The following is a 19923-nucleotide window of genomic DNA, read 5'->3' on the forward strand; positions in this document are numbered from 1 at the left end:
GAGACGAATCATATTTTGTACTTTACAATAGTATGCGTCATACAGTATACTACATGTAGGAGTTGATAAAGATGAAAGATGCGAATGAATATTTGGATAAACTATTGCAAGAATTGCGGCGGGGCACGATTACTATTAGTGTATTGAGTCAACTATCGGAACCGCAATATGGCTACTGGCTTGTCACCATGTTGGAGGAGAAAGGAATTCATGTAGAACCTGGGACACTTTATCCACTTTTAAGAAGACTAGAAAAACAAGGACTACTGGAAAGTAAATGGGACACAGAGGAAGCAAGACCACGTAAATATTACTTATTAAGTGAAACAGGTAAAGAAGTTTATAAACTGTTGATCGTTGAATGGCAACAAATTGTAGAAAGCATGAGTAATGTTATTGACATTAAAGGAGGCAAAATGGATGGAGATGATTGACCGTTATATTTATGCTGTCACTCAGAAGCTCCCCCTATCACAAAGGGAGGATATTGCGGAAGAACTCCGCAGTTTAATTGAGGATATGTTGGAGGAACGAGTCCAAGGTGAAGATGTTACAGATAATGATGTGGTAGAAGTATTAATGGAACTAGGAGATCCGAGGCAATTAGCTCAAAAATATAAAGGAACGAAAAACTATCTAATTGGACCAGAATTATTTGATAGCTACATGTTGGTATTAAAAATTGTTTTAATTTCAACTGCCATTGCAATATCTATCACTTTCATTATCAAAACTATCATAAATCCAGTTACCATTCTGGATCATTTCGTCGAATTGATTGTCGCTTTTGTTACCGCTCTTCCAGCAGCTTTTGGCTGGACAACATTTGGCTTTGCGATCTCGGACCATTTCGGGGAAATTAACGCAAAAGATTTAGAGATTGGAACAGAATGGAAGCCATCGGATTTAGCTCCCATTCCCGATGAAAAAAGACAAATCAAGTACTATGAGCCAATCGTGAGTATTACATTTTATACGTTATTAATCATCATGTTTGTTTTTTCCAATGAATACCTAGGGGTCTGGATTTTTCAAGATGGGTTTTCTGATGTGGTTCCGTTTTTAAATAACGAAACATATACTACTTCCTTGTTATTCATTATTCTTATTATGGGTATTGGAATAACAAAAGAATGCCTTAAGCTCATATATGGTAAGTGGACCTCCAAGCTAGTCACTTATATAGCAATAGTTAATGTGATTTCAACTATAGCTGTATTATTTATGATAAATGGAAATGCATTTTGGAACCCTGATTTTCTTCTTGAGCTTACACAAGCAGGTGTAATTACTGAAAATAGTGATGGATATAGAACTGTAAGTATGATTTGGAATCAATCTACATTATGGATTTTAGTTCTTTTAGTTGTAGGATTAATTTGGGAATTGATTGACGGCTTGATTAAGGCTAACAAAAAATAAAGTAAGTTGATTATTCTTAATTTGAGCATTATTGATTGTCACTAAAGTTAATCAATAATGCTCTTTATATTTCCACATTAAAGATCACACTACCCATGATAATGTAAGGTTTTCTCATTATATGGCCATATGAACAATTTCATCAACCCATTCAGTACGTTCTTCAATTCCGAACTTATTACAAATATTTAGATGGACTCTTTTAAATTCTGGGACTATACTTTTCATAACATTAATAATTTCAGAGACATCCCTACCACATTCCCAACTATCAAGAAGCGAGAGTTGCCAATCTATTAGTTTACTTCTCTCACCCTCATATTTTGCCCAATCACCAAATGCATTTGGTTGAATTCCAACTTCCATATACCAACCTGTTATCATAGATAAACGTAAGCTATCAATACATTTTAAAGCATAATACAATTCTTTTCTCATTGCTCGACGATAAGCTTCGTGAAAATGCGCAAAAAACTTTGTACGCCAGAATTCAATCTCTTCTCTTGACGGTTTATAAGATAGACTCGTTGATTTATTCAATGTATCTTCTAACTGTCCATCTAGATCTCGTACAATTTTTATGTTTTGTAACCAGACAGAGGGCTTAATATCTTCAAATTTATAATAAAATGTATCAATTTTTATAAAACAATCATAGTGCGCGATGGAGTAAGTTACATCAGGTCCTAAATCCTCAAAATATACAACATTTCCCCATCTTTTTAGGCGCTCTTTTTTATTTAAAATAAATTCCTGAAATTTTTCAGGTGATACAACTATACGTAGGTCGATATCGGAATATAAATCCGTATTATCATTTCCTATAGAACCACCATAGAAAACTCCTAAGACATCATCATCATTTAACAAATCTTTTTCAATGGAATTAATTAAATCTTGGCGATGCTTTGGAATTTTTAAATCTCTCTCGAAGTGTCTAGATACAAATCCCACACATTTAATTCAACCTCTTTTCATTAGACTGGTAACCCTTCACTAAATTTAACTACTCCTTATTCATTTTGCGTATATAAGTTAGTTGGCCAATATGATAAGCATTATGCGTCGTTGCATTTGCAATTAATGCCCACCACTCAGTTTTTACTGGAAAGCCATTTACATTTGATTCCAACTTCTCTTCGGTAATTAATTCTTGCCAGCGTAATAGTACCTTTATTAATCTCTCTTTAAGCTCTGGGAAGCTCCTGTTTTCGGGTATATGAAAACTATCCGCATTATCCGCTAGAGATTGTTGAGCATTAAAATTGGAATTTTCATACCGGATTTGCCAAACTTCATTCCAGTAAATAAGATGTTGTACAATTTCTGCGATACTATGACTTCCTTTATCAGGTTTCCAAAAAGCTTCCTCATTTGAAATGCCGTCAACTGCTTCTTCAAAGGAAGCATACCAGCTTCGATCATTTACGTTTGCCAGCAACTGATCTAATAAAACCTCTTTAGCGTGAATCATTCTTCCTCATCTCCTCCGGTTAATTAGTATATACGTTTGTACTTCGTAATGATGTTCTAACTTAATACTAACATAATATTCCAAAATAGCTTTATACAAAACAAGACGATCTTTGATGATCGCCTTGTTCAGATTGTTACTATAGTTAATAAGCTCTAACAAATGCTTTTCCTTTCCACCATACACAAACAGCAATAGCCATGCCTATCACTCCAGCGACAAACAAAATTAACCGGATATTTATTCCTGCTGAAGCTAACGCACTTACAACACCATATGCAATTGGATCAAAACCATTCATCGCTAAGAAGATAATGCTCATTACTCGCCCCATGATTCGATTTTCGGTATTTTCTTGAGCTGCTGTGAAAAAAGGGATGAACACAAATGCAATCGAAAATCCAATAAAAAACAATATTGTTGTCAGGAACATTAAATTAGTTGCAATACTAAAAATAATGAAGAAAAGTAATGAAGCCATAAGTCCCATTAGCGATGTAAAGCCTTTACGCTTCACTTTTACAAAACTCAAAATCAGCGTACCAATTACCATACCAACCCCTAAGCTAACCTCCATAAAACTTAAATTAATAGGTGTTCCGCCAAGAAGATCAACTAATAATGGCATAGCAATTTGCAGTCCACCAAATACAAAGAAATTTACCGTGATCAACACAATAATCCCTGTTAATAGAAATGTAGAAGATTTCATATAGGATATACCTTCACGAAAATCTTCTAATGTACTTTGGTCCCCCTTATGCTCTACTGGTCCTTCCTTAATAAAAGGTGGAAAAACTACGAGAGCAGATAACAAAACCAATATAGTCGCCACAAAGTAACTAGTCGCTATAGAGCTGGTTTCCATGATTACACCTGCAAGGATTGGACCGATAATAAAAGATATTTGATCTATACCTTGGAAATAAGCATTTGCTTGCTGTAATTGCGATTTTTCTACCACTTTCGGTATCAGTGATGAACTAGCTGGTCCAAAAAATGCATCCAGCATACCAAATAAACCTACCGTAACGAATAATAAGACTAGTGTCATCGAGTCACTTGCCACAAGCCAAGATATACAGAAAAGTACTAGTGCTTGCAGCAAGTTAGTACCAAACATAATTGTTGTTTTTTTGTACTTATCTGCCAATACTCCACCAAAAGTAATTAATAGTAAACGTGGCACTGTTGCCGTAATTAAAGCAATTCCCAAGATGCCAGGTGAACTTAATACATTGATAATATACCAAGAGGTCGTTGTCAGAAACATACTAAAGCCAACGATCGCAAAAATACCTGCAACTAACAATAACATATATGTGCGATTTCGAAAGATTGATTGTTTCATTGCCATTTCTCCATTTCTAATTGTTGTGTACTAAATCATCTTATGGTATATAGTAACTATATAGTCAAGACTGGAGTGTTGAAAAATGACTGATAAAAATATTAAATATTTGACAACAGGTGAATTTGCCAAACTCTGCAGAGTAAACAAGCAAACACTTTTTTATTATGATCAAATTGGTCTTTTATCACCTATGCTTAAAAACGAAAAAGGCTACCGTTATTATTCCATTCACCAATTAGAGTTATTTACCCTCATAACGTTGTTAAAAGATCTAGGCATGTCATTACATGATATTCGTCAATATGTTGAACATAAATCACCAGAAAAATTCTTATCAATTATGCATCAACAGAAAGAAAAAGTAGCGAAACAACGGATGGAAATAGAAATGAAAGAGAATATGATCGATGCACAAATTGAATTAATGAATAAAGCAGCAAGGATAGATTTTGATCAAGTTAGTGTTGAACGATTACCGGAACAAACATATTATTTAAGTAAAAATATCGAGGATATTTCAGATGAGGAATTTTTTGAAGTGTTCTCCGACTTTGTTGAGGAATTGTACAAATTACATATTGATACCGGATACCCTATCGGTGGCTTAACTAAACGAGAACAAGTGCTGAAGGGTGAGTTTACTAATTATAGTTATTTATATATAAAACAACTTCATTCTCAGAAGGATAACCCCTACCTAAAGACTATAAAAGGTGACTTTTTAATCGGATACCATAAAGGGGAAGATAAGAAAATTCACCATACCTATAAACGACTTTTGTCAGAGCTGGAACGATTAAATCTAGAATTAGGAGACTATGTTTTAGAAGAATATATTTATGACACTGTCGTTAAAAACAGTGAGGAGCAATATGTGACAAAGATTATGATGCAGGTGAGATCTAAGGCAGATATGACATTCTAATTGTTCTCGCTTTTTTTGCAAGCTCCAAGATTTATTTGCAATTTTACTAATTTATTTGCATTTGTAGATATTTATTTGCAACTTTACTCATTTATTTGCAAGTCGACTTGTTTATTTGCAAATTCCTGAATTTATTTGCAACTTCTTCTGTTCTTAACATCAGATCACTTAAAATAGCAAACGCAATCGCATATTTATCACATTGAAAATGAGGTGCGAATTGCACCTCATTTTTGTTTGTTGTTTACTCTAAACCAGACATATTAAGTTACTTTTTTTCAATATGAAATAAAATATCTTTTCCGAATTCGACATCTTGTTCACTCGCGACATTACTCATCGCAAAATCTTCACCATTCAATAAAATGATAGGCGTCACTGTTTTGTATCCTTCCGCCGCAACGGTATTAAGATCAAATGTAGCTAGTGGATCTCCTTTTTTAACCTTCTGGCCATTTTCTACTTGAATATCGAAACCTTTTCCATCTAATTCAACGGTTTCTAATCCCATGTGCACTAAAATTTCAGCCCCGCCATCCGTTTTCAGACTAATCGCATGTTTTGTCTTAAATACGTCCGCTACTTCACCATCAATAGGAGATACCACTTGTTTATCTGTTGGCTCAATCGCTACACCATCCCCCATCATTTTTTGGGAAAAGACTTGATCAGGTACTTGGTCTAATGGTATTGCTTTTCCCGTCAATGGTGCCATTAAGTCTGTATTCACTTCTTTCTGCTTGAATAGCTTCTTTAACATAGCTTACCCCCTCCATTAGGTTAATATATAGTTACTTCTACCCCAAAATGAGCCAAAATAATCATATAAATGTTGGCGATAAATCAGCTTTTATCTTATGAACAGATAAAAAGTTCCCCATTTTATGATTCCATAAAGTGGGGAACTTCACTCTTATTTATTAATAACTTTTTTCAAATTAACAACATTCTCTTCAGCACTTTCGAGCGGATCACCGTCGAATTGTTCTTGTTCAATGACATACCAGTTCACACCGACAGATTCTCCTGTTTCCCATAATGTCGCAATGTCTAATGAACCTTTTCCGATTTCAATGCTGCGTTTTTCACCATTTTCTACTGTCAAATCTTTAATGTGTAAGGACACAACTAGATCATCATAAGCTTTGATCGTTTGTAATGGGTCTACGCCAACATGTGTTGCCCAATAACAATCGAGTTCCATCTTTACATACTCACGATCTGTTTCCTCAAAAAGAATGTCGAAGCCTCTTTTTCCATTACCAAGATCAAAGAATTCCATATTATGATTGTGATAAGCAAAAGTGAATCCAGCTTCGGAGCATTTACGTCCAATCTCATTTAATTCTTCTGCAGCACGGTAATAGGCACCTTCATCTGCTCTCAGCTCTTCCGGTAAAATTGGACAAATAATTAAATCATTACCAATTGTTTTATTATAGGTTAACGAAGCTTCTAGTTGATCACCTGTTAAACTGTCAAAAGGCATATGACTGCCAGCAGCAACTAAACCTGATTCATCCATTACTTGTTTTAATTCATTGGCGGGTGTATCAAAGAATCCGGCAAACTGTACGGCCTCATATCCCATTTCACCCAATTTTCGTAAAGTACCTAAAAAATCTTTTGAAGTATGGTCACGTACTGAATACAATTGAATTGCAATTTTCCCCATGTGTAATGCCTCCCTATAGATATACGGCCTTACCCGTTTCAGCTGATTGGTATAGTCCGTCGATAATTTTTTGAATATTGGTACCTTGCTTCGCATAACGATCAGTAATATTACCTTCAATGCAGTCCGCAACAAAAGCATGAATTTCTGTTTGATGTGCATTTATTTCTGGTAAATAGGCTGGTGTAATATCAATTAAAGTATCATGCTTTTCCTGATACATTTTTAATGGAAAAATGTCTGCTCCACCTTTGTTACCCATTAACGACACTTGCATGGTATCACGCTTTTCCACATTAGCAGCAAATGCTGATTCTAATACGAGTGATGCACCATTTTGGAAAGTTATCATCCCCACCGCCATATCCTCGACAGTATAGTTTTGATAATCCCATTCGCCTAATAAACCGACACCTTTCTTCGTTCCGAGTTGTTGATGTGTCTGACCAAGGACTACTACAGGCTCTGGGTAGCCCATTAAATATAATGCTGTATCTAACATATGGACACCGATATCGATTAATGGACCGCCACCTTGCAATTCCTTGTTAGTAAATACTCCCCAACCAGGAATGCCACGTCGTCTAATTGCTTGCACACGTCCGGAATAAATGTCACCGAGTTCACCTGCATCAATAAAACGTTTGGCAGCCTGCGTCTCCGATTGGAAACGATAATGGAAACCATACATCAACAATTTCCCTGATTTTACCTGCGCCTCTTCCATTTCTTTTGCTTCTTCTTGATTCATTGCTGGTGGCTTTTCACATAAGACATGACAGCCTGCTTCTAACGCAGTAATCGCTGCCTCCTTATGAAATTTATTTGGCACACAAACGCTGACAGCATCAATGTCTGTTTCTCTTAACATAGTGTGATAATCGTCAAATGCTGCTTGAATACCATGTTCACTTGCCACTGCTTTTGCTTTTTCATAAGCGACATCTGCTATAGCTACAATTTCCACTTGTTCTGGCACTTTTCGATAAGCAGGAATATGGACATCTGTCGCAATACCTCCTGCACCAATCAGTGCAACTTTTAACTTTGTCATCTGTGACTTCCTTTCCTTACGCCCACCACATCTCAGCCGGGCTTTCTTTAATATTTACTGCTTTTAAATTATCTACAGCACGAGCAAACCCTTCATCAATGGACATAATAGGATCTTCATGCTCAATACTTACAACATAATCATAGCCAAACGTTCGAAGAGCACTAATCATGTTAGACCATTCTTCTAAACCATGACCACATCCAACAGACCGGAAATTCCATGCTCTTGTTTGAATGTTGCCATATGGTTGCATATCTGTAAGACCATACATATTGACATTATCCTGATCAATGTAAGTATCTTTTGCATGGAAATGATGTATCGCATTTTCTTTTCCTAGAATCTTAATCGCTGCAACTGGATCGATTCCTTGCCACCATAAATGGCTTGGATCCAAGTTAGCTCCAATTGCTGGGCTTGTTTCTTCACGAAGCTTTAGCATTGTATATGGTGTGTGCACTAAAAACCCAGCATGTAATTCAATACCGATTTTAACGTTATGTTGTTCAGCCAGTTCACCAATCTCTTTCCAGTATGGGACCAACTTTTCTTCCCATTGCCATTCCAGAACATCTGCGTATTCTGTTGGCCATGGTGCGACAGGCCAGTTTGGTGCTTTAGCGTTTTCTTGGTCTCCGGGAGTCCCCGAAAAACAGTTGACAACCGGTACACCAGTTAGACCTGCAAGTTCAATTGTTTTACGAAGAATTTGATCACTTTCTTCCGCAAATGGCTTATCAGGTGTTAATGGATTGCCATGACAGCTAAAGGCACTAATCGTTAGCCCTCTATCTTTAACCTCTTGTAAATAATGATCGCGTTTCACCGCATCTTCTAAAAGTACATCAATTTTACAATGTGCATCTCCCGGGTAGCCGCCAGTTCCAATTTCCACGGCATCTAACCCGCTAGCTTTCACATGGTCCAACATCTCTTCGAAATTTTTTTCTGCAAATAGTACCGTAAATACACCAAGTTTCATGACTGTCTCCTCCTTCTATAAGGTTATATTCTTCTTCGTTTCATTCGCTTCTAATGCTGCTAAAATAATTTGTAATGATTTATAGCCTTCTTCTCCGTCTATTAATGGTTTGGAATCATTTCGTACACTGTCAACAAAATGATCAATAACACCTGAAGACGTTTGGCCACCACTGTCATTGGTTTGGATTTGACCAAGCTCATAATTGATTTTTGATCCGTCTGTATAGGTTGCTATTAAGCTGTAAGCAGGATCATCTTCAAGACGAAGCATTCCTTTTTCTCCGTAAATGACGGTTGAGTTATCTTCTCCAGCTCCATAAGCCCAGCTAGCTGTCAATGTACCAATAATGCCCTTCTCACTACGTAAAATCGTAACCGCTTGATCATCAACATCACTGTTCTCCTTGGCAGACGATTCTACCATAGCCGCTACTTCAGTAAATTCTGTTCCCAAAATATAGCGAATTAAATCAGCTTTATGTACGCCAAGGTCACCTAACGCACCAATAAATGCCTCTTCTTTACGGAAGAACCAGCTTTCCTTTCCATCAATACTCCAACCTTCTGGCCCACCATGACCGAATGTGGTACGGAAGCTGTACACTTTGCCGATCTCACCATTTGCGATTAATTGTCTCGCTTTTTCATGGCTAGGTACAAAGCGTTGATTATGTGCGATCATTAATTTTTTACCTGCTTTATTGCTAGTATCGATCATTTGCTTTGCCTCTTCTTCAGAAGTTGCCATCGGTTTTTCACATAAAACATGTTTCCCTTGTTCAGCAGCAAATATAGAGACAGGCGCATGCAAATAGTTCGGTAAACAAACGCTGACAAGATCTGCGTTAGAGTCTGTTATCGCTTGTTTATAATCCGTATACGCTTGTGCGTTATATTCAGATGCTGCTGACTGAGCACGCTCCTCTTTAATATCACAGACAGCCACAATTTCTACAAAAGGATTTCCCTGATATTCTGGTAAATGACGATGAATTGCAATACTTCCACAGCCAATTACAGCAACTTTTAACTTTTCCATAGATTCCATCTCCCTTTATGATTTTGGTTTTATTTCTTCTAATGGTTGGGCATTTCCATAGCTAGAAAATTCCCTTGTTGTTGGCTTAGCCCATCTTACGGCATTTTGAATTACTTTTTGAACATCTTGATGGTAATACGTCGGGTAGCCTTCGTGACCTGGGCGGAAATAAAAGACTTTGCCATGTCCTCTTCGATAGGTACAACCGGAGCGGAATACTTCCCCGCCTTCAAACCAGCTGACAAGCACTAATTCATCTGGTGCAGGGATATCAAAATGTTCTCCATACATTTCTTCTTTTTCTATTTCAATATATTCACCAATCCCTTCGACAATCGGATGAGAAGGATTGACCACCCACATTCTTTCCTTTTCATCTGCTTCACGCCATTTCAAGTCACAGCCAGTTCCCATTAATTTCTGAAAGATTTTCGAGAAATGTCCGGAATGAAGGACAATCAATCCCATTCCTTCAAGTACACGTTTATGTACTTTATCCACTATTTCATCAGCTACCTCATGATGAGCTAAATGTCCCCACCATAGCATGACATCTGTCTCTGCTAACTTTTCATCCGTAATTCCATGGTTCGGCTCATCTAATGTAGCGGTTTCAACATGAATATCGTCTGTTTCTAAAAACGCTTTAATTGCTTCATGAATCCCATTCGGATAGATTTTTGCTACTTCTTCGTCTTGCTGTTCATGTCTGAATTCATTCCATATTAAAACATTCATTAATTTCTACTCCACCTTTCGTATTTGCGTAAAGAATAAGAGTTAACAATCAAAATCATGATGAGCGAAAATAGACCGCTCTGATAATGTTACCCTTTTCATTTTGCAATATTAGTTATTTATTATCATAAATGATCAGCTATCATTTGAACATAAATGATATAATCAAAACATGAACTATTTTGCTATAAAGTGAGACTTGCAGCAGTGGGATTTTCACTGCTGGTTAGCGATACTTATCAGGGTGTTACCGAGCGTTAACTTCTTGATATACTCTTACATATTACGGACGGTTACCACCGTGGAAAAGTGAGACTTCTAGCAGTGGGATTTTCACTGTTGGTTAGCGAAACTTATCTGAAATGGAGGATTTTTTGATGAAAATTAATTTTTGCGGTTACTCTTATCATAATTATCGTTATCACACATCCCATCAATCTCGATATGCGTCATACTTATTCCGTCTTCAAACAGAGGGAAGGTCACAGGTGAAGGTAAATGCGGATACTCGTGTAGTGGAAAAAGGAGATTTACTTATTATAAAACCCGGGGAGAATTATGAGTTATACGTGGAGGAAGGACAACAAAGCGGCGATTTTCATTTATATTGTGAAGGAAAATGGATAGACGAACGCTTCAAGGACGCTCCAACCTTTGCAAAAATCACATTAGATGAAGCAGTATTAGATTTCTGGCATCATTTGATCATTGAGGAAAGACGCCCGAAAAAAGAAAGAAACAGCGAACTTACCTACTATTTGGTTAGTGCACTGTGTGTTTCTTTACAAAGAGCTATGGATAAAAGATCGAATGACATCTACCGTCCGTATGTAGTAACGAAAATGATGCGCTTCATTGAGGAAAACGCGACAAAACAAGGCTTTAAAGTAGAGGACATTGCCAATCACTGCAACCTGAGTGTTTCTAGATGTGTGCATCTGTTCAAAGAACATGTCAATCAAACGTTAATTGAGTATGCCCAATCTATTCGCATATCTGCAGCAATTAACCAAATGAAATATACTACGATGACACTTGAAAATATTGCCCAAAATTGTGGATTTGGCTCTTACTCTTATTTCCATCGCGTTTTCAAAAAAAATTATGATGTCTCCCCAAGAGCATATCGTGAAAAAATGTAGGATGATCAGCCGGTCATATCAGACAATATTTGCAGAAGTTCGACTCGACTTTTAATTTTAAGCTTTTTATAAATGAGTGACAAATAATTCTTGACTGTCCCCTCACTGATCCCTAATTGATCGGCTATCATTCGGTTTGTCCAACCTTTTTTCATCAACTGAATAATTTGCAATTCACGATTGTTCAAATCTTTATGTTGATTAAACTGTTCTTTAATAAAATGCAATGAACTTTCCCGTTCCAGCTTAAGTAGGGATTCTAAACGCTGTGAAAAATGCTGAACTAATGTCTGAGGAGCAACAAATTTACCATCCATAATAAAACGAAGTGTATCTTTAAATTCATCTAATCCTGAACTTTTTAATATGTATCCATCAGCTGAAACAGATAGTACTGTTTCGATCGACTCTTCATCATCAAAAGCAGATAATAAAACTACTTTAATGTTTGGGTGCATTTCTTTTAATTTTTTTGCACATTCTAATCCATTCATAACCGGCATATGAATATCTAATAAAATCAAAAAGGGACGAACTTCCTTCTCTTTGATAAAATTGATGACTTCTTGTCCATTTGTTAATGTACCAATCACCCGAAACTCTTCCATGTCTTCCACAAAATTCGTAATCATATCACGAAAAAGTGTTTGTGACTCTGCCACAACTACCGTGTGTTTTATCATACTATTTTCCCCCTATTATTTACTAAATTAATGATTATTTTAATCTAGCTATTACTTAAGCTCCTGACTCTTTTTTATTATAACGCATTTTTCATTCGTTTTAAAGAACATTTTGGTTTAAATTTACTATTTTTTATTTTTAATTGTCCATTGAGTTGTAGAATTTTTGACTTTTACGTGAAAACTAGTCGAATCAAAGCCACTTTATTTATATTTTTTTATTAACTTTAAGATCTGTTGATTATAATAAGGTGGTTCATTTTTCATATAAATGATAGGCTTCTTCATTGTTTCAGCTTCAAAATTTAACGCAGATTGTGGCTCCCATTCCACGTAGAGATCAGCTTGTTCTAAATATCGAAATACATTGGCTATACTACCAATAAACACAACATAATCCTCTAATTGATGGTTTTTGAGCTCATTCCGGATCATTGTTTCATTGTGATGATCACCATAAAGATACCACTTGAAGGCAATCCGCTGTTTTACAAAGTACTTGATCATAAAAATAAATCCTTCAATATGCCTCCTGTACTTTAGATTATTGGCTGATAAAACAGATAAATATTGAGGATGATACCTTGTTGCTTCATCTAATTTTAAAACGCGGTAGAGTGATTCTTTATAATAAGGATCTGCATAGTACTTTATTTGATGATTATTTTTCGCTAACTCACGATACATGGATTGTGAAGCTGTGTATATCAAATCCTGTTGACGTAATCGACCTATCACAGGTGCTACAGCCTTTTTGAACTGTCTAATTGGAAAGTAATAAATTTTCTTGTCAGCTTGTACTTTATCTCTTAAGTAAAAGGATGGGATACCAGAAGACAAACTAACTGCCTCATCAAAATGAATATGACTTTCCGCTATGCTCTCATTAATAGATTTCCAATACAACCGAACTAACGATGGAAAATTATAATATGCTTTTCTAATATGTAATGGGATTGAATGAGATTGCAACGTATAACTCCAATTCCGCTGATCTTGGAAATTCTTTCTAGTAGAAGAAAGGACATGACTGATTGGTAGCATTACCTTTATCTGTTTATTTAAATGTTGTAAAAACATGGAATCATTCTCGAGTAATTTTACATATATCTCAGATATAGGCTCAAGATGACGGTAGGTAAGATATAATTGATGTTCAATGGAAAGCCCGAGGTCTAACGGATCAAATATCATTAACACTTTTTTCATGAACATTCCTTCTTTCTATCTACTTTTCACCGTAAATGCTTGCCTGAACCTCTTGGCCATTCTCATACAAGTATATGTAATTGGTTTTTTATTATAACTATTTCTAGTACCTTACTTGGTTATTAAACAAGCAGAAGTCTATATCCACTTTTACTTCACTTCTTTGCATCCTTTTGGTTCTTCCATTTAATGAATTCAAAGACGATTCGATATTCATCAAAGTCTGGTTTCGTTATTCCTAAGGATTTTAAATTATCGACAAACTTGATCCATTCCTCATCATTCGTAAACGGCTGATCTTCTTCTCCTAACAGTGTCACCACTTCAACCTCTAATACTTCTGCTAATTTTTCTACTATTTGAATAGATGGGTTATCATTTAAGTTCCGTTCGATATTACTTAAATAAGATTTTGACACATCGGACCTTTCCGCTAACTCCGATAAAGTTAAATTCTTCTTCTTTCTGATTCGGTTTATATTATTCCCTATCATTTTTACAATACCTCAATCCCATCGATATTCTTTTTTTATCACATTGTTAAGGGTCTTTAAGATGCTCATAGTCTCCCTTTACTCAAGGGAGTGTTACATTATATGCCATCATCTCTTAGCTGCAAATACGTTTGCTCCGTTTGATGAACTACTTGCTCTAGATCATATCCTTTATTTATTAATATTTCTGGCGCAATAGGATTTCTAGCTTTGTTCTCATAAGCAGCATACATCGCTTCTAACCACTTTCTTTTATTATCTATAGGAATGAATTGAACTAGTCCCACTCCCAAATCAACTTCCTTCGATATACTGTCGGAAGCAATAATCGGCAACCCTGCACCTTGTGCTTCTACTAGAGTTAGTGGTAACCCTTCGGATAAAGAAGGGAAAATAAACAAATCAAATACTTGTAACCATTTTCCCAAATCTTCTTTCGCTCCTAATAAAATCACATGATCTTGGATGCGATATTGCTTCACTTTTGCTTCGATTTCTGCTCGTAAAGGTCCATCTCCTACTAATATTAATTTTGATTGCGGAATTCTTCTGCGGAATCCTACAAATAATTCTATTAAATAATGATAATTTTTTTGGGCAGTAAACCGACCGATATGACCAATAACAAATTCCTTATCGATGATGCCAAGTTCCTGCCTTCCTTGCTCTCTCAATGAATGCGAATAACAAAAACGCTCTAAATCGATTGCTTTAAACATGATTTCTGCTTGATTGGCCCTTCTTTTAAACAACCATTCTGCCGCTTCAGGTGAAGAAGCAAAAAAATGAGTGGCATAGAGTGGAATTAATGAGCTGGCTATCTCATCTAACATCTTTACCGTTCCTGTTGCGTTACCTTTTGTACGATGACTATGAGCTACTCTTACAGGTATCCCTGTTCTTTTTGCTGCTCTTAAGGGATAGATACTCATCTGATTTATATGCGAATGCATAACAATGTAAAACCGATGTCCTTTAAAAAATTGGCGTAATGATTTTCGATAACCCCTTATTCCAGCTTCCTTTATCGACGGAATACGGTATATAAGACCGCCTAACTGATGTATTTCCTGATCATAATCTCCTTCTTCATTTGTTAAAAAGTCAAATTGTACTTTGCTTCGATCCAAGTTTCGGTAGACATTCATCAGCATCGTTCCTACCTCACTTTGGTTCATACTTTCCACCACATGTAAAATTCGAAGTGCACTTTCCACCTTTGTTCCTCCTCAATCATTTCATTATAACGAACGGTTATGTATATCGTTTTATTGCAGGGCTTTATCTCCCACTGTATGTTAGCAAAACTTATAAGGGTATTAACTCTCCGAACTCCTTAGATTTGCGGATGATTTGTACCGTGATAAAGTGGGAATCTATCATTTTTTATGCAAACCTTTAAAACTACATCATTTCTCTATAAAGAACATAAATATATATTCTCATGATTTTAATAGGATGTCAACTAACATTTGGAAGTAAGAAAAACCGGTAAACAACGACGTCCATTATTACTTTGGTAGTAATGATAAAATATTTGAACAACTTGATCACCACTCCGGCTGCCCATTTCCCTTTCCGTGGGGTTTGCCCTTCAGCTAACTTTTTCGAGCAAAAACCGCTCGAAAAAGTGGATCTTCAGGTCAAACAATTCCCACAGGAGTGAAAATGGGCGGCCTTCGTTAAGATCTGCTCTACAACACTAACATAAAGTTAGCGACTTTTACTTTGCCCGCGGAAAGCGTAGTAATTAGTTGGAATGTTGCCAATATCCATCAAACCTTTCAAAATAACTACTTCGTTTAACACGGTTATTGCGCTGATTTTATACGTTCCATATAAAAATAGAAGGATGAACATGGCTCATCCTTCTACTTATTATCTATTTGATTGTTCGCTATTCTTCCATCATCTTTCTTCTGTCATTTTCTTCTGTTAAGAAATTAATAAATGTTTGTAGCCCCATTTTCGGCTGTGCTTTTATGAGAGAAATATAATCTTTCTTTTTGTGTTCATTTAAGATGTCACTTTTTTCAATTCTAGTTACGATATGTTCCATCTCTAATTGTTGGATTTTTTTCTTAATGTGCTTGGATTCTTTATATAACGCCATTCCAACTGCGGCCATCAATGCATAGACAACGACAACGGCAACCATACCATTTGAAAATCCACCAAAAAACAAGAAAAAGATTAAGTTAAACACCGAGATAAACAATAACGGAACAGCAAACATCATATATTTAGCATTCTTTTTGATTAAAGGATTTATTTTATGAAATAACTTTTCTAACTCGCCTTTCATAAATGCGGGAATGTTACTGGTAAAAAACGAAACCATAACGATAACCTCCTTACTAGAGTTATACCCAAATTTGTTAAAAGAAAAACCTACACCTTTTTCATTGGTATAGGATTCATGACAATTATCTCTATAGTACTATTATATGTTTCACACCTGTAGAACGTCAAAATCTTTGCTTTAGCAAAAGATAATACCTTATGATGGGGATGAGGTGATAAAATGAGATTCGCTTTTATTTCGGACATTCACGGAAATGCTGTAGCTTTGGAAGAAGTATTACATGATATCGAAAAGAAACAAGTTGATCGTATTGCCGTACTTGGTGATATCGCCTATCGTGGACCTGAACCATCCAAGTCAATAAACTTAATTCGGGGATTAAACACGGATGTTATCAAAGGGAATGCTGATCAATGGGTTGTTAGGGGTGTTCGAGAAGGTGAAGTGCCACAGCAAGCCTTGGAAACCATGCAGCAAGAACAAGAATGGATAAGAAGCCAACTAAATGAAGAGCAAATTTCGTACCTTGAGTCTCTGCCAACAGAATTAACATTAGAAGAAGAGGGAGTCCGGCTTCATGCTTTCCATGCAACTCCCGACAGTTTATTTGATGTGGTCTTACCAAATATGAAGGACAATGATCTGTTAGCAAAATTAACGACAAAGAAAGAAGCAGAATTATATTTATATGGCCATATTCACAAAGCTTACGAACGTACAGTAGAAGGTAAAACCATTATTAATTTAGGTAGTGTTGGTTTACCTTTTGACGGGATTGCCAAAGCTTCTTATGTAATCATTGATATTGTCGCGGGACAAGTACAAACAAGTCATGTGCGAGTTCCATATGATCTTGAAAAAGTGTGCCAGCAATATGAAGAGTTTAACTATCCTAATGTAGAAAAGATGCAGAATATTATTCGCTCTGGTCGCAACTAATTGATTTTTAGTGCCTGTTCACGAGTTTTTGTGGTATGATCTCGTGAACAGAGGCACCTATCTATCCTCTTTTTCGCATTAACCTTAATGCATTTAAAACGACCAATAATGTCGCTCCCATATCCGCAAATATCGCTAACCACAATGTTAACCATCCCGGTATCACAAGTAAAAGGGCAACAACTTTTAATAACAGCGCTAAGAAAATGTTCGCTTTTATAATCCGTAATGTTCGCTTACTTAAGTGAATCGAGTCAGGAATCTTCGATAAGTCATCTCCCATTAACGCAATATCAGCTGTTTCCAACGCTACATCCGTACCTGCCCCGCCCATAGCAATACCAACATTTGCTTCAGCTAATGATGGTGCGTCATTGATTCCATCGCCAACCATCGCCACACGGTGAGTCTGTTTTAATTGTCTTATATAAGCAAGTTTATCTTCGGGAAAAAGTTCTGCCTTTACTTCCGATACGCCAGTTTCTTGTCCAATTTCTTCTGCGACATTCGTTACATCGCCTGTTAACATGACTGTATTACTTACCCCTAATCGATGAAGATTAGTAATTTGTTGTTTTACATTCGGTCGAGGCTGATCAGCAACCGTTACATATCCTATTACTTCGTCATCGGTGCCAATATACAATACTGTATTTGCTGACACTGACGGTAGTTCGCTCTCTTCAAACAGTTTAGCGTTTCCTATTTTATAGCGGACACCATTTATCACCGCTGCGATTCCTTTTCCGGTAAAGGATTGAAATTGTGTTGCTTCTGGCAACCGCATCCCTTGTGTTTTGTTATGAATCGCACGAGCTATTGGGTGTTCAGAGTATGCTTCTAGTGCGCCTGCTATTTGCAATAATTCTTCTTCAGTAATACTTATAGCTTTTACTTCTGTTACTATAGGTTTACCTAATGTAAGCGTTCCTGTTTTATCAAAAGCGATAGTCTCAATGTTTGCTAGTTGCTCTAAATGAATTCCACCTTTGATTAGTACGCCATTTCGCGCTGCATTGCCAATCGCTGTCACAATTGCAACCGGTGTCGAAATGACCAGTGCACATGGACAACCAACAACTAACACAGCTAACCCATTATAAATCCATGTCTGCCAGTCTGCGCCAAAGATTGTTGGGATAACGATCACAAGCAAAGCTAATATCATAATCGCAGGAGTGTAATATTTCGCAAAACGATCAACAAATTGTTGAGTTGGCGCTTTTTCCGCTTGTGCTTCCTCTACTAAATGAATGATTTTAGCGATCGTTGTATCCTCACTTGATTTGGTTACTTCGACTACTAATGCACCTTCCTCATTGATAGAACCCGCAAAAACAGTTGATCCATCTTCTTTTTCAACTGGAACAGATTCACCCGTAATCGCCGCTTGGTTAACGTAAGAGTTCCCCTCTATCACAACACCGTCCATTGCAATTTTTTCTCCAGGCTTAACAATCATCGTATCTCCAATTCGCACATCTTCAACATCGATTTCAATTAGTTGATTATCTCTTTTTATGGTTGCTCGATTTGGTGCAACATCCATTAAGGATTGGATCGAATTTCGTGCCTTATCCATCGAATAACCTTCCAGTGCTTCACTCAAAGCAAAAAGGAAAACAACAACCGCTGCCTCTGCCCATTCGCCAATAATCGCTGCGCCAATCACGGCAATTGTCATTAATGTTTTCATGTCAAACTGGAGTTTCAGCAAGTTTCTACTTCCTGTTTTGATCAGATCATAACCACCAATGATAATGGCCATTAGAAAGGTTCCAATTGTTAAAGCATGATGCTCACCGATTTGGAAATAGAAGACATAGCCAATCATGACTAATAATAAAGAAAGCATCGTTAACTGGTTTTCTCTTTTTTGGTAAAAAGGAATAGTCGGTGCTTTCGTTTTTTCAGGATACACTTTAATATGGTCAAAAGCCCCTGCTTCTTCTAACTGTTTGATGGTAGCATTACCATAAACGGTTAATTTTGCAGCAGAAAAATTAACATTTACATCATCCACACTTTTAATATTACGGACATTTTTCTCAAACGTAGCAGCACAGTTGGTACATGATAAACCTTGAAGGCGAAAGACTTGTTTCTCAGCCAACACGAACACCTTCTTCCGCATGTGCTTTTGCGATCGTCACAAGTTGACGTACATGATCATCTTTTAATGAATAAAAAACAAGCTTTCCTTCCTTACGATATTTTGCCAACCCCATATTGCGGAGCATTCGCAAATGATGAGATGCAGTTGCTGTCGAAGATCCAATAATATTCGCTACATCACATACACATAGTTCTTTTTCTAATGTTAATGCATAGGTGATCTTTAACCGTGTCGCATCAGATAATGCTTTAAAAATCATTTCGACACCTGAAAGTTGTTCTATTTTCGGTTGCACACGCGCCACAACTGCTTCATCATAACAATATGTTTCACATTTCATTTATCGACACCTCATTCAAACATTCAT

The 19923-nt window shown here is 36.5% G+C and carries 21 protein-coding genes; 5 read left to right on the forward strand and 16 right to left on the reverse strand.

Features of this window, described 5'->3' with window-relative positions; genetic code table 11:
• Positions 1 to 71: 71 nt before the first annotated feature.
• A complete protein-coding gene (locus tag D569_RS0104455; protein WP_018931201.1) occupies positions 72 to 434 on the forward strand; it encodes a PadR family transcriptional regulator in 363 nt (120 codons plus the stop codon).
• Complete coding sequence (locus tag D569_RS0104460) at positions 421 to 1422, forward strand: HAAS signaling domain-containing protein (RefSeq protein WP_018931202.1); 1002 nt, start codon at positions 421 to 423, stop codon at positions 1420 to 1422. The genes D569_RS0104455 and D569_RS0104460 overlap by 14 nt, the downstream gene beginning before the upstream one ends.
• Before the next feature lie 117 nt (positions 1423 to 1539).
• Here D569_RS0104460 and D569_RS0104465 read toward each other — a convergent pair whose 3' ends face one another.
• From D569_RS0104465 to D569_RS0104475, 3 genes are all read right to left on the reverse strand, one after another.
• Complete coding sequence (locus D569_RS0104465) at positions 1540 to 2376, reverse strand: aminoglycoside 6-adenylyltransferase (protein WP_018931203.1); 837 nt, start codon at positions 2374 to 2376, stop codon at positions 1540 to 1542.
• A gap of 52 nt (positions 2377 to 2428) precedes the next feature.
• Entirely contained in the window at positions 2429 to 2896 is a 468-nt protein-coding gene (locus D569_RS0104470) for a DinB family protein (RefSeq protein ID WP_018931204.1), read from the reverse strand.
• 145 nt (positions 2897 to 3041) lie between these two features.
• Entirely contained in the window at positions 3042 to 4247 is a 1206-nt protein-coding gene (locus tag D569_RS0104475; protein ID WP_018931205.1) for an MFS transporter, read from the reverse strand.
• Between the two features lie 85 nt (positions 4248 to 4332).
• Here D569_RS0104475 and D569_RS0104480 point away from each other — a divergent pair, with 85 nt between their 5' ends.
• On the forward strand, positions 4333 to 5175 hold the full coding sequence (locus D569_RS0104480; RefSeq protein ID WP_018931206.1) for a MerR family transcriptional regulator: 843 nt from the start codon (positions 4333 to 4335) through the stop codon (positions 5173 to 5175).
• Between the two features lie 268 nt (positions 5176 to 5443).
• On the opposite strand, the gene D569_RS0104485 is transcribed toward D569_RS0104480, so the two are convergent.
• The 6 genes from D569_RS0104485 to D569_RS0104510 form a co-directional block, all read right to left on the reverse strand.
• The gene (locus tag D569_RS0104485) at positions 5444 to 5935 is read right to left on the reverse strand and encodes a PTS sugar transporter subunit IIA (protein WP_018931207.1); all 492 of its coding nucleotides are present in this window, start codon (positions 5933 to 5935) and stop codon (positions 5444 to 5446) included.
• Between the two features lie 153 nt (positions 5936 to 6088).
• On the reverse strand, positions 6089 to 6850 hold the full coding sequence (locus tag D569_RS0104490; RefSeq protein WP_018931208.1) for a sugar phosphate isomerase/epimerase family protein: 762 nt from the start codon (positions 6848 to 6850) through the stop codon (positions 6089 to 6091).
• 13 nt (positions 6851 to 6863) lie between these two features.
• Positions 6864 to 7904 (reverse strand): Gfo/Idh/MocA family protein, encoded by a 1041-nt coding sequence (locus D569_RS0104495; RefSeq protein WP_018931209.1) that lies wholly within the window; start codon positions 7902 to 7904, stop codon positions 6864 to 6866.
• A gap of 16 nt (positions 7905 to 7920) precedes the next feature.
• A complete protein-coding gene (locus D569_RS0104500) occupies positions 7921 to 8889 on the reverse strand; it encodes a sugar phosphate isomerase/epimerase family protein (protein ID WP_018931210.1) in 969 nt (322 codons plus the stop codon).
• Between the two features lie 15 nt (positions 8890 to 8904).
• On the reverse strand, positions 8905 to 9930 hold the full coding sequence (locus D569_RS0104505) for a Gfo/Idh/MocA family protein (protein WP_018931211.1): 1026 nt from the start codon (positions 9928 to 9930) through the stop codon (positions 8905 to 8907).
• Between the two features lie 15 nt (positions 9931 to 9945).
• Positions 9946 to 10668, reverse strand: a complete 723-nt coding sequence (locus D569_RS0104510; protein WP_018931212.1) for a ThuA domain-containing protein — start codon at positions 10666 to 10668, stop codon at positions 9946 to 9948.
• Between the two features lie 377 nt (positions 10669 to 11045).
• On the opposite strand from D569_RS0104510, the gene D569_RS0104515 reads away from it, so the two are divergent.
• The gene (locus D569_RS0104515) at positions 11046 to 11810 is read left to right on the forward strand and encodes a helix-turn-helix transcriptional regulator (protein ID WP_018931213.1); all 765 of its coding nucleotides are present in this window, start codon (positions 11046 to 11048) and stop codon (positions 11808 to 11810) included.
• Between the two features lie 5 nt (positions 11811 to 11815).
• Here D569_RS0104515 and D569_RS0104520 read toward each other — a convergent pair whose 3' ends face one another.
• The 5 genes from D569_RS0104520 to D569_RS0104545 all read right to left on the reverse strand — a co-directional run bounded on the left by D569_RS0104520 (position 11816) and on the right by D569_RS0104545 (position 16537).
• Positions 11816 to 12493: a response regulator gene (locus D569_RS0104520; protein ID WP_018931214.1), complete on the reverse strand. Its 678-nt coding sequence runs from the start codon at positions 12491 to 12493 to the stop codon at positions 11816 to 11818.
• A gap of 204 nt (positions 12494 to 12697) precedes the next feature.
• Positions 12698 to 13702 carry a glycosyltransferase family protein gene (locus D569_RS0104525; RefSeq protein ID WP_018931215.1) on the reverse strand — a complete coding sequence of 335 codons (1005 nt, stop codon included), beginning with the start codon at positions 13700 to 13702 and terminating at the stop codon, positions 12698 to 12700.
• A gap of 155 nt (positions 13703 to 13857) precedes the next feature.
• A complete protein-coding gene (locus D569_RS0104530) occupies positions 13858 to 14196 on the reverse strand; it encodes a helix-turn-helix domain-containing protein (protein WP_018931216.1) in 339 nt (112 codons plus the stop codon).
• A 98-nt stretch (positions 14197 to 14294) separates the two neighbouring features.
• Positions 14295 to 15413 carry a glycosyltransferase family 1 protein gene (locus tag D569_RS0104535; protein ID WP_018931217.1) on the reverse strand — a complete coding sequence of 373 codons (1119 nt, stop codon included), beginning with the start codon at positions 15411 to 15413 and terminating at the stop codon, positions 14295 to 14297.
• 680 nt (positions 15414 to 16093) lie between these two features.
• Positions 16094 to 16537 carry a DUF5392 family protein gene (locus D569_RS0104545; RefSeq protein WP_018931219.1) on the reverse strand — a complete coding sequence of 148 codons (444 nt, stop codon included), beginning with the start codon at positions 16535 to 16537 and terminating at the stop codon, positions 16094 to 16096.
• 183 nt (positions 16538 to 16720) lie between these two features.
• Here D569_RS0104545 and D569_RS0104550 point away from each other — a divergent pair, with 183 nt between their 5' ends.
• Complete coding sequence (locus D569_RS0104550; RefSeq protein WP_018931220.1) at positions 16721 to 17440, forward strand: metallophosphoesterase family protein; 720 nt, start codon at positions 16721 to 16723, stop codon at positions 17438 to 17440.
• 61 nt (positions 17441 to 17501) lie between these two features.
• On the opposite strand, the gene D569_RS0104555 is transcribed toward D569_RS0104550, so the two are convergent.
• Both D569_RS0104555 and D569_RS0104560 read right to left on the reverse strand, forming a co-directional pair.
• Complete coding sequence (locus tag D569_RS0104555) at positions 17502 to 19574, reverse strand: heavy metal translocating P-type ATPase (RefSeq protein WP_033404587.1); 2073 nt, start codon at positions 19572 to 19574, stop codon at positions 17502 to 17504.
• Positions 19546 to 19896, reverse strand: coding sequence for an ArsR/SmtB family transcription factor (locus D569_RS0104560; protein WP_018931222.1), 351 nt, complete (start codon positions 19894 to 19896; stop codon positions 19546 to 19548). Before D569_RS0104560 ends, D569_RS0104555 begins: the two co-directional genes overlap by 29 nt.
• Positions 19897 to 19923 lie beyond the last annotated feature (27 nt).

It is taken from the genome of Gracilibacillus lacisalsi DSM 19029 (assembly GCF_000377765.1).
GTDB classification, from domain to species: Bacteria; Bacillota; Bacilli; order Bacillales; family Amphibacillaceae; genus Gracilibacillus; species Gracilibacillus lacisalsi.